At 57.3% G+C, this 13,891-nt stretch carries 15 protein-coding genes; 5 read left to right on the top strand and 10 right to left on the bottom strand.

The window, feature by feature from the left end:
• Window positions 1–19: 19 nt before the first annotated feature.
• Window positions 20–715 (bottom strand): phosphatidylserine decarboxylase, encoded by a 696-nt coding sequence (locus tag EMQ_RS15625; RefSeq protein WP_010665683.1) that lies wholly within the window; start codon window positions 713–715, stop codon window positions 20–22.
• Between the two features lie 172 nt (window positions 716–887).
• Between EMQ_RS15625 and EMQ_RS15630 the strand changes: the two genes are divergently transcribed.
• Together EMQ_RS15630 and EMQ_RS15635 are read left to right on the top strand one after the other, a co-directional pair.
• Window positions 888–1,592 carry a lysophospholipid acyltransferase family protein gene (locus tag EMQ_RS15630; RefSeq protein WP_010665681.1) on the top strand — a complete coding sequence of 235 codons (705 nt, stop codon included), beginning with the start codon at window positions 888–890 and terminating at the stop codon, window positions 1,590–1,592.
• 419 nt (window positions 1,593–2,011) lie between these two features.
• Complete coding sequence (locus tag EMQ_RS15635) at window positions 2,012–3,079, top strand: DUF2125 domain-containing protein (protein ID WP_010665679.1); 1,068 nt, start codon at window positions 2,012–2,014, stop codon at window positions 3,077–3,079.
• Between the two features lie 20 nt (window positions 3,080–3,099).
• Here EMQ_RS15635 and EMQ_RS15640 read toward each other — a convergent pair whose 3' ends face one another.
• On the bottom strand, window positions 3,100–4,218 hold the full coding sequence (locus tag EMQ_RS15640) for a lipase (protein ID WP_010665678.1): 1,119 nt from the start codon (window positions 4,216–4,218) through the stop codon (window positions 3,100–3,102).
• 470 nt (window positions 4,219–4,688) lie between these two features.
• Window positions 4,689–5,414, bottom strand: a complete 726-nt coding sequence (gene gloB, locus EMQ_RS15645; RefSeq protein ID WP_010669194.1) for a hydroxyacylglutathione hydrolase — start codon at window positions 5,412–5,414, stop codon at window positions 4,689–4,691.
• On the opposite strand from gloB, the gene EMQ_RS15650 reads away from it, so the two are divergent.
• Together EMQ_RS15650 and EMQ_RS15655 are read left to right on the top strand one after the other, a co-directional pair.
• Window positions 5,413–6,180 carry a methyltransferase domain-containing protein gene (locus tag EMQ_RS15650; RefSeq protein ID WP_010669193.1) on the top strand — a complete coding sequence of 256 codons (768 nt, stop codon included), beginning with the start codon at window positions 5,413–5,415 and terminating at the stop codon, window positions 6,178–6,180. The two genes, gloB and EMQ_RS15650, sit on opposite strands and share 2 nt — an antisense overlap.
• On the top strand, window positions 6,177–6,689 hold the full coding sequence (locus tag EMQ_RS15655; RefSeq protein ID WP_018307715.1) for a hypothetical protein: 513 nt from the start codon (window positions 6,177–6,179) through the stop codon (window positions 6,687–6,689). The genes EMQ_RS15650 and EMQ_RS15655 overlap by 4 nt, the downstream gene beginning before the upstream one ends.
• 28 nt (window positions 6,690–6,717) lie before the next feature.
• Here EMQ_RS15655 and EMQ_RS15660 read toward each other — a convergent pair whose 3' ends face one another.
• Genes EMQ_RS15660 through EMQ_RS15670 form a run of 3 tightly spaced genes read right to left on the bottom strand, consistent with a single transcriptional unit; the run spans window position 6,718 to window position 8,946 of the window.
• Window positions 6,718–7,338, bottom strand: coding sequence for a YdcF family protein (locus tag EMQ_RS15660; RefSeq protein WP_010667537.1), 621 nt, complete (start codon window positions 7,336–7,338; stop codon window positions 6,718–6,720).
• On the bottom strand, window positions 7,317–8,279 hold the full coding sequence (locus EMQ_RS15665; protein WP_010667536.1) for a cell division protein FtsX: 963 nt from the start codon (window positions 8,277–8,279) through the stop codon (window positions 7,317–7,319). The genes EMQ_RS15660 and EMQ_RS15665 overlap by 22 nt, the downstream gene beginning before the upstream one ends.
• Window positions 8,272–8,946 carry a cell division ATP-binding protein FtsE gene (locus tag EMQ_RS15670; protein WP_010667535.1) on the bottom strand — a complete coding sequence of 225 codons (675 nt, stop codon included), beginning with the start codon at window positions 8,944–8,946 and terminating at the stop codon, window positions 8,272–8,274. The genes EMQ_RS15665 and EMQ_RS15670 overlap by 8 nt, the downstream gene beginning before the upstream one ends.
• 177 nt (window positions 8,947–9,123) lie before the next feature.
• Here EMQ_RS15670 and EMQ_RS15675 point away from each other — a divergent pair, with 177 nt between their 5' ends.
• Window positions 9,124–11,073 (top strand): zinc ribbon domain-containing protein, encoded by a 1,950-nt coding sequence (locus tag EMQ_RS15675; protein ID WP_231367899.1) that lies wholly within the window; start codon window positions 9,124–9,126, stop codon window positions 11,071–11,073.
• 103 nt (window positions 11,074–11,176) lie between these two features.
• Here the strand turns inward: EMQ_RS15675 and EMQ_RS15680 are convergent, their stop codons facing one another.
• From EMQ_RS15680 to rpsI, 4 genes are all read right to left on the bottom strand, one after another.
• The gene (locus tag EMQ_RS15680; protein WP_010667533.1) at window positions 11,177–11,584 is read right to left on the bottom strand and encodes a hypothetical protein; all 408 of its coding nucleotides are present in this window, start codon (window positions 11,582–11,584) and stop codon (window positions 11,177–11,179) included.
• Window positions 11,585–11,740: 156 nt separating this feature from the next.
• The gene (locus EMQ_RS15685) at window positions 11,741–12,004 is read right to left on the bottom strand and encodes a hypothetical protein (protein WP_010667532.1); all 264 of its coding nucleotides are present in this window, start codon (window positions 12,002–12,004) and stop codon (window positions 11,741–11,743) included.
• 101 nt (window positions 12,005–12,105) lie between these two features.
• Complete coding sequence (locus EMQ_RS15690; RefSeq protein ID WP_010667531.1) at window positions 12,106–13,302, bottom strand: BaiN/RdsA family NAD(P)/FAD-dependent oxidoreductase; 1,197 nt, start codon at window positions 13,300–13,302, stop codon at window positions 12,106–12,108.
• A 93-nt stretch (window positions 13,303–13,395) separates the two neighbouring features.
• On the bottom strand, window positions 13,396–13,887 hold the full coding sequence (gene rpsI, locus EMQ_RS15695; protein ID WP_010667530.1) for a 30S ribosomal protein S9: 492 nt from the start codon (window positions 13,885–13,887) through the stop codon (window positions 13,396–13,398).
• Window positions 13,888–13,891: the final 4 nt, after the last annotated feature.

Consider the following 13,891-nt stretch of genomic DNA (forward strand, 5'->3'; position numbering starts at 1 on the left):
GAGACGGGTCAGCACTGGATCAGGCGTCAAGCTCGGCCACGACCGTCTCGCCGCCGATCATGGTCTGACCGACTTCCACCAGCGGCTCGACGCCGGGGGGAAGATAAACATCGGTCCGTGAACCGAAGCGGATCAGACCGAAGCGCTCTCCGGCCTCCAGACGCTCGCCTTCCTTGACGGAACAGACGATCCGGCGGGCGATCAGCCCGGCAATCTGCACAACGGCGACCATCCGGCCATCGGGCAGCGTGATGCTCATGGCGTTGCGCTCGTTATCAGTTGAAGCCTTGTCGAGACTGGCGTTCAGGAATTTGCCTTCATGGTAGGCAATGCGCGTCACGGTTCCGGCGACGGGCATGCAGTTCACATGCACGTCCAGAACGGACAGGAAGGTCGCCACACGCCAGACCGGGGTTTCGCCCATGCCGAGTTCGACGGGAGGAGCGATCTTTTCGATCGACACGATCCGCCCGTCAGCCGGAGCCAGAACCAGACCTTCCCGCGCGGGAGCAATCCGTTCCGGGTCACGGAAGAAATACAGGCAGAATCCGAAGAACAGACCACTGGCCGTGCCAATGCCCCGGAAAATCGGGCAATTACGACGCCAGCCCAGATAGCGGGCGGCGACCGTCACAGCGCCGGAGACGCCAAGGAACGGGTAGGCCTCGCGATGCGGGCGGGAAAGGACGAACTTGAGAGAGCCTAGAAGTGACATGCTACCGTTCTTGGCCGTTCATCGCTGCGGAATCAAGAGAAACTCGTGACATTCGGGCTCTGCCTTGCGTCATTCCGTCTTTTCTGGTCTCCATCCGCACCTGTTCGGCCCGCAGGACGCGTGTCGGAAAAGCCCGTTCATCCAGCCGTGAGGCCCAGCTGGGAGCCCTGATATGCGCGTGATCCGTTCTGCTCTGTTCCGGATCTATATCGTCGTCATTTCTGTTCTGATGGGGTGGGCGGCCATGCCGGTCCGGCTTTTCTGGCCGCGTTATGCAATGCCTTACGCCAAACTCTGGGCGCGATTCTATCTGGCGGGTGGACGTTTCTGGTGCGGTATCCATACGCATATTGAAGGGCTGGAAAAGCTCCCGAAGGACAAGCCGTTCATCATTGCCTCGCAACACCAGTCGGCTTTTGACACGCTGGTCTGGATGAATCTTGTGTCCAAACCGACCTATGTCATGAAGGAAGAGTTGCTGAAAGTGCCCTTCGTCGGGCCGATGCTGAAGCTTACGGGCATGATCCCCGTTCAGCGTGCGGGCGGAAGCAAGGCGATGCGGGGGCTGTTGAAGGAAACGGAACGGGCGGCTGCCGATGGTCGGCAGATGATCATTTTCCCCGAGGGCACGCGCATGGCTTACGGAGAGACCGTTCCTCTCAAGCCGGGAATCGTCGCCATGGCGCGCCATACTGGCCTGCCGGTTTATCCCGTTGCCACCAATTCCGGTCTGTGCTGGCCGAACCGGGGTTTCCTCAAGCGGGCCGGAACCATCTCGGTCGTCATTGGAGATCCGGTTCAGGCCAAGGGGCGCGGAGAGATGCTTCAGGCCATTGAACGGGCCTGGCAGAACGCGCAGCCGCGTCTGAACGCTTGACAGGCTGTCTTTAATCGTCAGGGGATACCCTTGTGGATAACTCTGTGGGATAAAATGGCGTCTTACATGGTTCTGGACCTGATCCGTGAAATCTCCTGCTTTTTCCACGCTTCAATGAAGTCAAGCCGGTTTGTTGCATAAAAATGATACTCTGCGATTTTTTCGCAGAAGACAGCGGTTTTCTGTGAAAATCCGTTATCCAATTGGATGTTTCTTTTCTGATGTTTCAAGGAAAACAACTTTTCAGAAAACGTGGATGCTTTGACTGATGAATTGTGGATAAGTTTTGTCAACCTACGCTGCCCTTGACTATTTCGGGGGATTTTATTGAACGAGTTCCGACATCTGGCCCCTGAAACTGAGGTGGGGTACAAACTGGATAACGGGCGAGGAAGCAGGAGCGTCACCTGAAAAATCGCATGCGCTTCTTTATGGCCATTGGACTGGGTCTGGTGCTGGTCGTGTCAGGCTGTGCCGGAATGATGGTCGCCAGACAGAGTCTCATCAAAAAAATTGATGCGGAGCGTGAAACTCTTCTCAAGCAGGGTTGGAGTGTTTCCTGGCGAGTATCGGGGGGCAGTCTGTTCGCATTTCCGTGGCAGGTGACGCTGCGTGATGTACGTCTGGATGGCCCTTTGAAAGACACGCGTCTCGTCTACGGAGGTGACGCCGTGACCGTATCGCCCGCTGCGCCGTTTTCCTCATTAGTGCGACTGTATTTTGCGGGACAGCAGGCATTTTTGCTGGGACACGATTCTGCCCATCCGGATGCTGCATTCAGACTGACGGGAAGCGGGCTTCATGCGGCTGTTGGTGCCACTAACAGTGGCGGGGAAATTCATGCTGCCTTTACGGCGGATGATGACCGGCTTGAAGTGTATGCTATGCCTTTCCCTCTGGGACAGTCGGCTCTTCCGTTCAGTGTCGGTTTGAGAAAACTCCAAGGCAGAACGGAATGGTATCTGAAACAGAACCATCTGGAGGGTGCGGCGGCCGATGTGACCGTCGAGACTGTCACATTACCTGTTACATGGCCCAGTATTGGCAATCTGACGGAGAAAGTGCATGTCGCGCTCTCTTCCAGTGAGACGGAAGATGGCGACCGAGGTTTGGTGCTACATATTGGCGAGGCGCGCTTTGGACCGTCCTCTGTCGCTGTCACGGGAAAACTCGTCTGGCAGCGCGACGCGACGGGTGATTTCGACCTGACCTTACGTGGTCTGGAAAAAGTCGTTGATGCGATGATGGTGGGGCATGTGGTCACGCCGGAAGTGCATCACATGACAATGCTGATCGAGCGTTTCAGGGCGCAGGGAAATCTTCAGTCACCACCGAAAACAGAAAAAGCCGGAGAGGCAACAGCTCCGGACACGATCATTGCCCTGCCGCTGAGATTGAGAAAAGGCGAGTGGACGATAGGGTCTTTGCCTGCGGCCACGTTACTGGAAGCGTGGCGATCAGGGAAAGGCAAGGTAGTCTCTCCCTGATCGCTATGCCTCGCAGTTAATCAGCTTGCAAGGCTGGACGTGCGGTCGGCATTGTCTGTCAGGAGCTGTGCAATGCTGTCATTGCCTACATTGAACACTGCACCGCTCTGGTAATGTGTCGTATCGCCAAGAGACACATAGGGGGTCATCGTGATGCCCATATCGGCTGCCTGTGTGCCCGGCAGATGGTATCCTGCGAACGAGGCGGCGCTGAGCAGTTCACCGACATTTCCGATTGAGCTGGCATTCCAGTTGCTGACGGCTGCGGCCAGTGGGGCATTGTCCGCCGGATTGCCCAGCATGACGACCTGACCGTAATGATTGAAATCGCCTGCAGCACCAACGGGCATGGATGTCACGAAAGATGAGCCCGGCATGGTGTCGTTGGCATACTCTCCGACAGGATCGCCATAAGTCACAACGCTGGCGAAATTTGAACCATCGCCTTTTGCTGTTGTGGAAGAAGGGATACCGGTCGGTTCAAACGCGATGCCGCCGAGACCCGTCTGCTGGGCAACATAGGAAGCCTCGATCCCGCCCAGCGAGTGACCGGTGACAAAGATGTTGTTGGTGTCGATGCCCTGCTTCTGGGCCATGTCCACGACATAATGCGTGAAGGACAAGGCATCTTTCTGCGCCTGCGAAACGCTCTGGTTCCAGATCTGGACGTCTGAAAGAAAACCTGTCGCGACAGCTGCCGGATTGGTGATGGCATTGAAGCCGCCGCCCGTCCCCTGAAACGCGATAATCACCTGATCGTTGTCAGTGACCCAGACCTTGGCTGACATACCGCTGGCTTCATCAATCACGGCCAGTTGCTGACCATTAACGAGAAACGGAGACATGCCGTTGGGTGTGCCTGTCAGGGCATATTCAGTATTGGCTGCGTTCAGGAACTGGGAAACTGTAGGGGTCTGGTTGAGATTCTGATGGGTAGGAACCGGGATTGCCGTATCGTCATTAAGGAATGTCAGCAGGTTATTTGGGGTCGTGTTGTCGAGGATGTTGCTTGGCAACGCCGCCAGAGAGCTCCAGATCTGATTGATGCCGGTGTCATTCAGAAAATCATCTGCCGACTGAATGAGACTGGTTTCGATATTACGTCCTATGTTCCAGATGTCGGCAATCAGATTGCTCATGGTGTCCCCATTGATATTGATAAAAGTTTTGATTCTGAAAGATTAGTTTCCAGTCCGGACGCGCACGAACAGTCCGCAGGTTTACGCCTGCAGACACCGGATAAACGACTGATCGGCACTGGAAAGATAAGGAAAAGCCAGAAACAGCTTTCATAAATATCCTGTCTGTAATGGACGTTTTGAACCGCAGCACAGAATGGGAAACTGGCTTCTCGTTATTATTTCATCATGCAATCCGGAAGCTTTGGTTCGAAAAAGAAACTTATCTCCATAAAATGTATCATATTTTATTATTTTGTCAGTAAGTAATTTGAAGTATAAAATATGTAATACATTTACATGAAAATGGATTTTTCTATAACGATAATATTACATTTCCTTTGAGCCGCAGCGTTTGCGCTGTTCCTGGAAAAATCAGGCATGTAATGAAATTTCTTGTGGCTGATAAAAGAATATTTCTGACGTGGAATTCACGCCAGATCTTTCTGTCGACGCAGCTTACCCAATTCGGCTGAGGAAGAAGCGCGTAGAAAAGGATTGCATGCCCGTTCCGATCCAAGAGTGGAGGGAACAGTCGGGCGACCTTCCGCTCTTAAGCGGGAGACTTCCTCTGCACGTTGCTGAAGCGCCTTGTTGTCAGGTGACACGGAAAGGGCGAAGCGCGCATTGGAAGCCGTGTATTCATGACCGCAGTACACCAGCGTTTCGTCTGGCAGGGCGTCGAACTCATGCAGGCTGGCATACATCTGTTCCGGCGTGCCTTCGAAAAGACGGCCGCATCCCAGACTGAACAGGGTGTCGCCACAGAAAAGCGAGGCGGGATCATCAAAATAATAGGCAATATGTCCCAGCGTGTGTCCCGGCGTTTCCAGCACCAGAGCCTGACTGTCCCCGAATGCAACCCGATCCCCGGCACGGACGGCCTGATCAAGGGCAGGGAGACGGGCCGCGTCTGCTGCCGCGCCGACAATCCGGGCACCATACCGGTCACGCAGCGTTTCAGCACCGCCTGTATGATCCGCATGGTGATGGGTCAGAAAAATGGTGTCCAGCCGTCCACCATGCGCCTCAATGGCCGCCCGGACCGGCGCGCTTTCGCCGGGATCGACCACGCCGACCATGCCGGTCTCCGTATCCGTCAGCATCCAGACGTAATTATCGGAAAGAGCCGGAATGGGCAGAACGGTAATCGACATGGCGAAACTCCGGTGGTGCTGCGTCTGGATGACTTATGATACTGTACGCATCATGCTGGATGAAGTTCGTTCTGCTGACGTATTCTATGACACATCGGCGGGTGCCGGAGTGGTGCGTCTTCTTGCCCGGCGTCTGACAGCCCGCTGGCCTGATCTTCGGGGACTTAACCTCCTCGGGTTGGGCTATACAGCGCCTTTTTTGTCGGAATGGCGCGATCAGTCGGCGTTGACGGTAGCCGCTCATCTCGGAACGGTTCCCGACACGATGCTGCACCGTCATGAGGCTGATTGCGTTGTCAGTTGCAGTCATTTGCCTTTTCCCGATCTGTCATTTGACCGGATCCTTATGGTGCACGCGCTGGAAACCGCACCGTCAGGACGCGAGCTTCTGCGTTCAGTGTGGAAAGTCCTGCGTGATAACGGGAAACTCATTCTCATAGTCCCCAACCGGCGCGGTCTGTGGGCGCTGAGCGATACGACGCCGTATGGGCAGGGAACGCCTTACTCCCAGCGTCAGGTGCGTCGGCTATTGCAGGAAGGCATGTTCCACGTCGAGACATGCGAAACGGCCCTTTATCCGCCGCTGTTTCCCCTTCTGCGTAGTCCGCGTCTCAGCACGGCCATTGAACGGGCCGGAGAGACGGTCTTGCCTGCCTGTGGCGGTGTGGTCATTCTTGAGGCGGTTAAAAATCTGTGGGGAGGCGTTCCGCTGACTGTAGGAAAACGAACGTTCAGTCTGAGGCGTCGTCTGGTGGAAGCTGAATGACGGAAACTGTTCTTGATCGGATCAGCAGGCTGGATATGGCTCTGCTCAAGGCCTCCAGCGCCACGATTGCTCTGGAGATATGGTGTGAAGAAAACGGTCTGGGCGCACCGCCTGTCCGGTTGAGGGTGCAGGTTGAGCAAAAAGATGAGGCTCCACTTCCTGTCATCGCTGCGGGTATTTTCAAGGCGAATGAACCTCTGCGCTACCGGCATGTCACCATGTTCTGCGGAGATCTGGCTGTGGCGCATGCTGGAAACTGGTATTCCCCGGAAAGGCTGACCCCGGAAATGACCCGGAAACTGGATACGACAACAGTGCCGTTCGGGCGTGTCGTGGGGCCTTTTTCCATCAGCCGCGAAACGCTCGAAAACATTCGCCTGTGGAATGAAAACACCTTGCCGCCGCCATCCGCTTCCGTGATTCGCAATACGGCGATTGTAAAACGGGCGGACTGCACACCTGTGAGTGTGGTGGAAGAAACATTCACGGGCGTGCTGCTGAATTTCTGAAATCACTGAAGGTGGGCCGATGGCCTGCTCAGGTCGCATCCACCGTATGCCGGAACGCCTTGACCGGACCGATGCAGGCCAGCAGGAACTTGCCATACTCCCGCAACAGCAAATTCCATGTGCCGCGTGTGAAAGGACGCTTCATGGCAGGGGGCTGCACAGTATAGGGACTGAGACGAACGCCGGGCAGCATCCGTCCAATTTCCACTTCTGCCCGCCACATATGATAGCCGGCAGTGACAATGATCAGGCTGTGCAGCTTGTTCGCCTTCACCCAGTGCTTCGTTTCCGTGGCGTTGCCAGCTGTAGAAGTAGCTTCGCGACCGAGAGTGATCCGCTCGCTCAGTCCCGCGGGAAGATCGGGTGCCAGTTCCTGCAACGTGACCTTGGGGTCGACACCTGAGACGAGCAGCAGGCGGCCCCGGCCTTGTTTCAGCAGCGAAAGAGATGTTTCCACCCGTCCGTTGCCGCCGGTCAGGGCGACGATTCCGTCTGAAATAGGTGGCAGGTCGGGGGCACGCAGGGCGCTGCGGAGAAAGAGCCCAAAGCCGATAACAAACAACGAGATGCAAGCTGTGAGGAACAGACCCACTGCACGCCACCAGCCCCATTTGGCCTGCCTTGTTTTCATGGAAGTCGTCGCAGCCATACCCGCACGATGACCTGCGCCGTGATCCACCCAATCAGCGTGACGACAAAAGGAATGCAGCCCAGTCCGATCATAAGGGACTGTGGCGCGGCTCCATGCCAGAAGGCCAGCAGAGAGTCTTTCAGGATGGGAAACCAGTTCTCCCCACTTTGCGTGGTGGTCGAAACGGCTCCCGAAAAAGGCGCCATGAGGTGGCTAAGGATGGCGATCGGGGGGAGGGAGACCAGCGTTCCGGCCAGACCGCCCAGAAAAGACAGGCCAGCCACGCGGGAGGCGAAACGTCGGGCGACGTAGCCGTCGGATGCGCCCAACTCGTGGAGAATGGTCACGCTTTCACGCCGCGAGCCCAGCCCCAGACGGGTCGCCATTCCAATGACCGCTGCGCCGATCGTGCCGACAAGCGCTATAGCCAGCCCGGCGCAGAACAACAGGCTGCGGGCGACGGTGTGAAGCTGGGAGCGCCAGTCATCGTTCTTCTCAATGAGCGTGCCTGGCGCGATGGTGGTGAGGGTCGACACAAGATCGTCTGACAAGATGCCGCCTGAAGTAAGATCGACCTCAATCACGGCTGGCAGAGGAAGCGCCGCCGTTCCTGTATTGCCAAGCCAGGGTTTCAGGAGAGCATCGAGTTCCTGCTCATCCAGTCTGTGCAGTTGCACGATATCCGGCGCTGTTTTCAGTGTACCGAGCACCGCTTCAATGCGAGAACCACCTGTGGTGTGACTGTCTGTCACCGGTGCCTTGTCCGGATCAGGCACCTGCACGGTGATCAGATTGGCAGCTCCTCTCGCCCATCGTTCGGACAGGCTCTGGGCGCCGACGGCAGCTGTGAAGGTCAGCGCGATGAGCAGACTCATGGCGGCGACCATGGTGAGCAGGCTACGGTCGGGGAGCGCCCGGGACAGCGCAAGGCCGTCACGGACCCGTTTGTGCTTATTCATCGGAGAACAACCGCCCCTGCCTGAGTTGCAGCGCAGGTGCGGGAAAGCGCTGGACGAGCGTATCGTTATGCGTTGCGACGATGACGGTGGTTCCCAGATCCGACAGTTCTCTCAGCATGCCGATAACACGTGCCGCCTGACTGTCCTCCAGGGCATTCGTCGGTTCATCCGCCAGCAGAAGGCTTGGACGCATGATCACGGCGCGGGCAATGGCCGTCCGCTGCTGCTCGCCGCCCGAGAGTTCGACAGGGCGCGCTTTCTTGCGTTCAACAAGTCCCAGCCAGTCCAGCAGAGCATCCACTTCCTGTGCGATTTCACCTTCCATGCGCTTCTGCAGCCGCAGGGGCAGGGCGATGTTATCGGCGACGGAAAGGGTTGGCATCAGGCGGAAATCCTGATGGATCATTCCGATTCGCTGTCTCAGGCGGGCGAGGGTGGAACGTTTGCTGCGCGATCCGATTTCGGTGCCAAGAATTTCCATGTCGCCTGAGCGGGGCAGCGCCTCCATATGCAGAAGACGCAGCAGCGTTGACTTGCCTGCGCCGGAAGGGCCGAGCAGCCAGCGGAAGCCGCCCTGCGGAATCGCAAGGCTGATATTTCTGAGTGTGGCCTGACCTTCATGCGGCAGAGTGCCGTGATGCCAGGAGACGTCACGGAGCCGGATCATGCAAGGCATACTCCCTGAAGAATGAGATCAGTCATGAGAAACACGCGATAGCATAACGTGTTGCCGGAGAAACTGTCGATTTTCACCTGAGGGCTTTTCTTCCTCTTTCACCGTTGTCGGATCATGTTTAGAAATTGGGAACCGATTACAAGGCATACTGTTTAACGAGGATTGTGCGTGTCTGCGGCCAGAGCGATTGCGCAGCACGAGAGAGGAACCCGGATGCTGATTGTCTGCCCGTCCTGTGGCATCAAATATAATGTGCCTGTGTCTTACCTGATGAAGGACAGGACATTGAAATGTGCAGGATGCGGCGCCAGCTGGTTTGTCAAGGCAGTCCCGCCATCCGCTGCTGAAACCGCAGATCCGCCATCTGTTGTTCCAGCGCTGCCCCCGGTGCAGAAGCCGGTCGTTCCTCAGCCGGACGAACAGGTGGCGACGTCTGTGCCTGCGGAACCAGCCAAGCCGGCTCTTCCCGATACTGCCGCGGTGTCAGAGGAAACTCCGGCTTCATCTGCGGCCTCGGAACAGCCGAAAGCACCTGAAGAGACAGTTTCTCAGCCGGATCATCAGTTCGTCGCAGCGGCCTCCGAACCAACTGAAGCTCAGGCAGAAGCGCCGGCCACCAGTGTGGCTCCTGAGGCTCATCCTGCCCCATCAGTTGCTGAATCACAGTCTCAGAAACCGGAAGCGCCACTGCCCGATGAACACTCTGCAGCCAGGCAGGTTGAGCCGGTAAAAGCTCAGGAAGAGCAGACTGCCACGCCACCAGCCACTGCAGCTGAGACGGTGGAAGCTGAACCGTCGCCTGTTGCCGGGGAAAACTCGACATCGGTTCCTCGCGAAGAACCGCTTCAATCCGAACCGCCCGTTCAGAATGAAGAGCAGGAAATCCGTCAGGAACAGGCCGCTGAGCCAGCAGAGGTCCCTGAGCCTGTTGCAGCAGTGCCGGATGTCCCGGCGGCCGAAGAAGCAGGCCAGCCTGATCGGACGGAAGAGCAGAAGTCAGACAGTGAGTCGCACAGCGAAGCGCCGCCAGCCGAAGTGCAGGAGCCTGTTGCGCCACAGCCCGCTGTCGAGCCGGACGAGGAGAAATTTTCCACTCTTTCTGAATCGCCGACTAACCAGCATTTCTCTACGCGCATCACGCCCCTTCAGGACAAGACACATTCAAATTCCCAAGGCTCTGAAGCCTCGGAAGACGGATACGAAAAGCCCTTCAGTTTTCTCGATCTCCCTATTGAGTCTTCCCCGGTAGCACCGCGGCTTGCTGAACCGGCTGCGCCAGAGAAGAAAGTCGTTTATCGCAGTATCTGGGATGATGAGCCTGAATCATCGGCGTCGCAGCCGACCGGTTTTGGGACCAAGCCGGAGGAAGATCCTCATGAATGGCGGGAAAAGGATCTCGACGAACATTTCAGTGTGGAGAATACTCGTTTCGCCGGTACGGGTTATCAGGATGAAAACCTGGTTGAGAGCTCCGACAATCGGGATCACCTGAAAGACATCTCCGGGCAGCCGCATGCAGAGCATGAAGCCGAAGCGTTCCGGGATCATGTGGAAAAGAGTGACGAACAGTCAGCTGATGACCTGCCGTCACCAGTGCCGCAGGATGGTGCGTTCGATGACGTCATCACGCGTCTGCGGGCTGCCAGAAATAATCCTGGCGGACAGGAAAGCGCCCAACCTCACATTTCGGAAGATACGGAACAGACGACGGCTGCTCCCTGGGTGCCGGTGTGGGATCGTGTCTCTGAATCAGATGAAGGAGCAACACCTGCTTCTGCTGAGGAACATCATGAAGCGGTCTGGGATCATGCTGAGGCAGCAGAAGAGAAAGCGCCCTCCGAGCATGTTGAAACAGTAGAAGAGGCCAAGACAGAGGAAGAACCTGCCGCTGCTCCGCGGTATGTCACGCCGGCGATTGATATATCCAGCCGCCTGAGAAGTGATGTTCTCAAGCGTGTCGAACATGCTGACGATGGGCCTGGTTCTTTTCTTGAGAGCCCCGCTTTCTGGCGCAAGGCATGGATTGCCAGTGGCGTAGGAGCCGTTGTTGTGCTGGCCGCATGCACGCACTGGTTCGGGGCATTGCGTCACCTCTGGCCAGCGCTGAATCTGCTCTGAAATTAAAGAGAAAAGGCTCTCTGGTCAGGAGAGCCTTTTCTCTTTGGCGGCAGGTTTTGCCCTGTCGTGTTTCTGCCTGTCGGTGAAACGTCAGATAAAGATTTTACATGGAGCGGGCGGCAATGGCGGACAGGGTCGCGCCAAAAGCGGCAACCGCCATAAGCAGGATGCCGTCAAAGATCAGGCCTGACGGGGTCAGGAGATGTGACCCCATCATGACTTCATGCGGAATAGCCTCTGAGACGTGCGACATCACGTCATGAGCCTGTGCATCGACATGGCTCGCGCTTGAGGACACGGCGTTTACGACGTGCGGCAGAGCGGCCCAGCCGACACCGGCGATCAGGAGCAGGGGAGCCAGCAGTTCAGCGATTTGCTGCGCCATGTAGAACAGAAAATACAGGACAGACCAGATTCCCAGTCTGAGGATGGACGACAAGCCATTCGAGCTTCCGTTCTGACGTCCCGCCGAGGCGCGGGAAGGGGAATAACGGTCGTCACTGAAGCTCATGCGTTACGGTCTCTCTCTGTTGTCCGGCAGAAGACCGGCAACGATCTTCGCGTCTCTATACCAGACCGGCTGCCCGCAGAACATGCTGAGGGATGGTCCTCCGGCGTGGCAAAAAGCCCTCAGGCCATGCCATGCCGGAAGCCCTTCTGCAATTTATTATTTGAGATAGACCTGCCCATAGGAGGCTGCACCCAGTCCGGGGCAGCTGCATGGCGCGCCAACTGGTGAGGCCAGCGGAAGCTGACAGGTATAGAGACCGGCCTTGCACGTGCCGCCGAGCGGCGTGCCGGGGGGATAGGTGCCCGGTGCGATGGGCGTTCCTGCCTGACCAGTGCAGGCGGCCAGCGCAGCAGCGGTGAGGCTGAGCAGCAGAGCCCGTGAACCACGGCGTTTTACAGACTGGAAAACAGACATATCCATCGGGATACTCTCCTCAGGGATCAAAAGGTTAAGGTCAGATTAGCCGGATTTCTCAGGGAAGTCAGTAAAAGCAAAGCGTTGTTTGTCCGGGAGACATAACATCATTCGGACAAAGCGGTTCCTGCCGCGTGACCACTCGCCCAGGCCCACTGGAAATTATAGCCTCCAAGCCATCCTGTGACGTCCACCGCCTCTCCGACGAAATAAAGCTGCGGCAGGGCGGTGCTGGCCATGGTGCGGGACGAAAGCGCCTTGGTATCCACGCCGCCCGTGGTGACTTCGGCCTTGGCATAGCCTTCGGTTCCAGAGGGAGTGAATTGCCAGTTTTTCAGGGTTTCCGCTGCCGCGCGAAGCAGCTTGTCAGGCCATTCGGCAGCGGCCTTCTCTCCCAACAGACGCGGCCCAAGCACTTCAGCAAGTCGCCGCGGCATCTGTTCCGACAGGATGGCCACGGCATGGGCGCGTGATCGTCCCGTGCGGGCAGCTCGCAGGGTTTCAAAGGCATTTTTGTCTGGCAGCAGGTCAATCCTGATGGACTGACCGGGTTTCCAGAAAGACGAAATCTGGAGAATGGCCGGACCCGAAAGTCCCTTATGAGTAAACAGCATGGCCTCTTCGAAAGCCGTCTTGCCGTTCTGCACGCGGACAGGAAGAGACACGCCAGAAAGGGCAGGCATCCAGCCCAGATCGTCGATATTGGCTTGCAAGGGCACAAGGCCGGGTGAGGGAGAGACCAGCGGAACATCAAACTGACGGGCCAGACGATGCGCCAGTCCCGTTGCGCCAAGCTTGGGAATGGAAAGGCCGCCGGTTGCCAGAACGAGTGAGCGGGCTTCTATGGTAAGGGTGCCGGTTTCCACCGTAAAGCGGTCCGAGAACCGCACATCCCTGATGGTTTCACTGAGGCGGATCGTAACGTCGCCTTTGGCGCATTCATCCAGCAACATGGCGAGGATCTGTTGGGCGGAGTCATCGCAGAAGAGCTGCCCGAGCGTCTTTTCATGCCATGCGATGTCATGCTTTTCGACCAGAGCCAGAAAATCGGCAGGTTTGTAACGCGCCAATGCTGAACGGGCGAAATGTCGGTTCTGGGAGAGGAAACGGTCCGGCACGGTTTGCAGGTTGGTGAAATTACACCGCCCACCACCGGAGATCAGGATCTTTCGTCCCGGTTCATCATTGTGGTCCAGAACCAGCACCCGCTTGCCGCGCTGTCCGGCCGTGAGAGCCGTCATCAGCCCCGCAGCGCCCGCACCGATGACGACCGCGTCGAATGTTTCCTGCCGTTTGCCGCTCACGCTGTATTCTCCAGACAAAGAAAAAGCCGCCAACCCGAAGGCCAGCGGCTTCCCAAAACCCCCTTCCGCACAGGGCGGAAGGCGTGTTCCAGATCAGCGCTTGCTGAACTGGAAGGAACGACGGGCCTTGGCCTTACCGTATTTCTTACGCTCAACCTGACGGGAGTCACGGGTTAGGAACCCGGCTGCCTTCAGAACGCCGCGCAGTTCCGGCTCGTAGTGCGTCAGCGCACGGCTGATGCCGTGACGGACAGCGCCAGCCTGACCGGACAGACCACCACCAACGACGGTGCAGACAACGTCGAACTGGTTGTAACGGTCGGTCACAAGGAACGGCTGTGTGAGCAGCATGCGCAGGACCGGACGGGCGAAGTAAGTGCCGATGGGGCGACCGTTCACCGTGACATCACCCTTGCCGGGCTTGATCCAGACGCGAGCGACGGACTCTTTACGACGGCCTGTGGCGTAGGAACGGCCCTGAGCGTCACGCTTTACTTCGTAGACAGGTGCTTCTGAAGCTACAACCTGAGGAGCAACGTCCTTGAGGTCGGCGAGCGTGCCTGTGCGTTCAATCGTTTCAGACATGGCG

This window comes from Acetobacter aceti NBRC 14818, from assembly GCF_000193495.2.
GTDB lineage: Bacteria > Pseudomonadota > Alphaproteobacteria > Acetobacterales > Acetobacteraceae > Acetobacter > Acetobacter aceti.

What these genes read in the sequence shown, in the direction of transcription:
- EMQ_RS15660 (WP_010667537.1), bottom strand. Translation starts at nt 7,338, where the DNA reads ATGGCTGCGACGACTTCCATGAAAACAAGGCAGGCCAAATGGGGCTGG.
- rpsI (WP_010667530.1), bottom strand. Translation starts at nt 13,887, where the DNA reads ATGTCTGAAACGATTGAACGCACAGGCACGCTCGCCGACCTCAAGGAC.
- EMQ_RS15655 (WP_018307715.1), top strand. Translation starts at nt 6,177, where the DNA reads ATGACGGAAACTGTTCTTGATCGGATCAGCAGGCTGGATATGGCTCTG.
- EMQ_RS15685 (WP_010667532.1), bottom strand. Translation starts at nt 12,004, where the DNA reads ATGGATATGTCTGTTTTCCAGTCTGTAAAACGCCGTGGTTCACGGGCT.
- EMQ_RS15635 (WP_010665679.1), top strand. Translation starts at nt 2,012, where the DNA reads ATGCGCTTCTTTATGGCCATTGGACTGGGTCTGGTGCTGGTCGTGTCA.
- EMQ_RS15625 (WP_010665683.1), bottom strand. Translation starts at nt 715, where the DNA reads ATGTCACTTCTAGGCTCTCTCAAGTTCGTCCTTTCCCGCCCGCATCGC.
- EMQ_RS15670 (WP_010667535.1), bottom strand. Translation starts at nt 8,946, where the DNA reads ATGATCCGGCTCCGTGACGTCTCCTGGCATCACGGCACTCTGCCGCAT.
- EMQ_RS15630 (WP_010665681.1), top strand. Translation starts at nt 888, where the DNA reads ATGCGCGTGATCCGTTCTGCTCTGTTCCGGATCTATATCGTCGTCATT.
- EMQ_RS15680 (WP_010667533.1), bottom strand. Translation starts at nt 11,584, where the DNA reads ATGAGCTTCAGTGACGACCGTTATTCCCCTTCCCGCGCCTCGGCGGGA.
- gloB (WP_010669194.1), bottom strand. Translation starts at nt 5,414, where the DNA reads ATGTCGATTACCGTTCTGCCCATTCCGGCTCTTTCCGATAATTACGTC.
- EMQ_RS15665 (WP_010667536.1), bottom strand. Translation starts at nt 8,279, where the DNA reads ATGAATAAGCACAAACGGGTCCGTGACGGCCTTGCGCTGTCCCGGGCG.
- EMQ_RS15640 (WP_010665678.1), bottom strand. Translation starts at nt 4,218, where the DNA reads ATGAGCAATCTGATTGCCGACATCTGGAACATAGGACGTAATATCGAA.
- EMQ_RS15650 (WP_010669193.1), top strand. Translation starts at nt 5,413, where the DNA reads ATGGCGAAACTCCGGTGGTGCTGCGTCTGGATGACTTATGATACTGTA.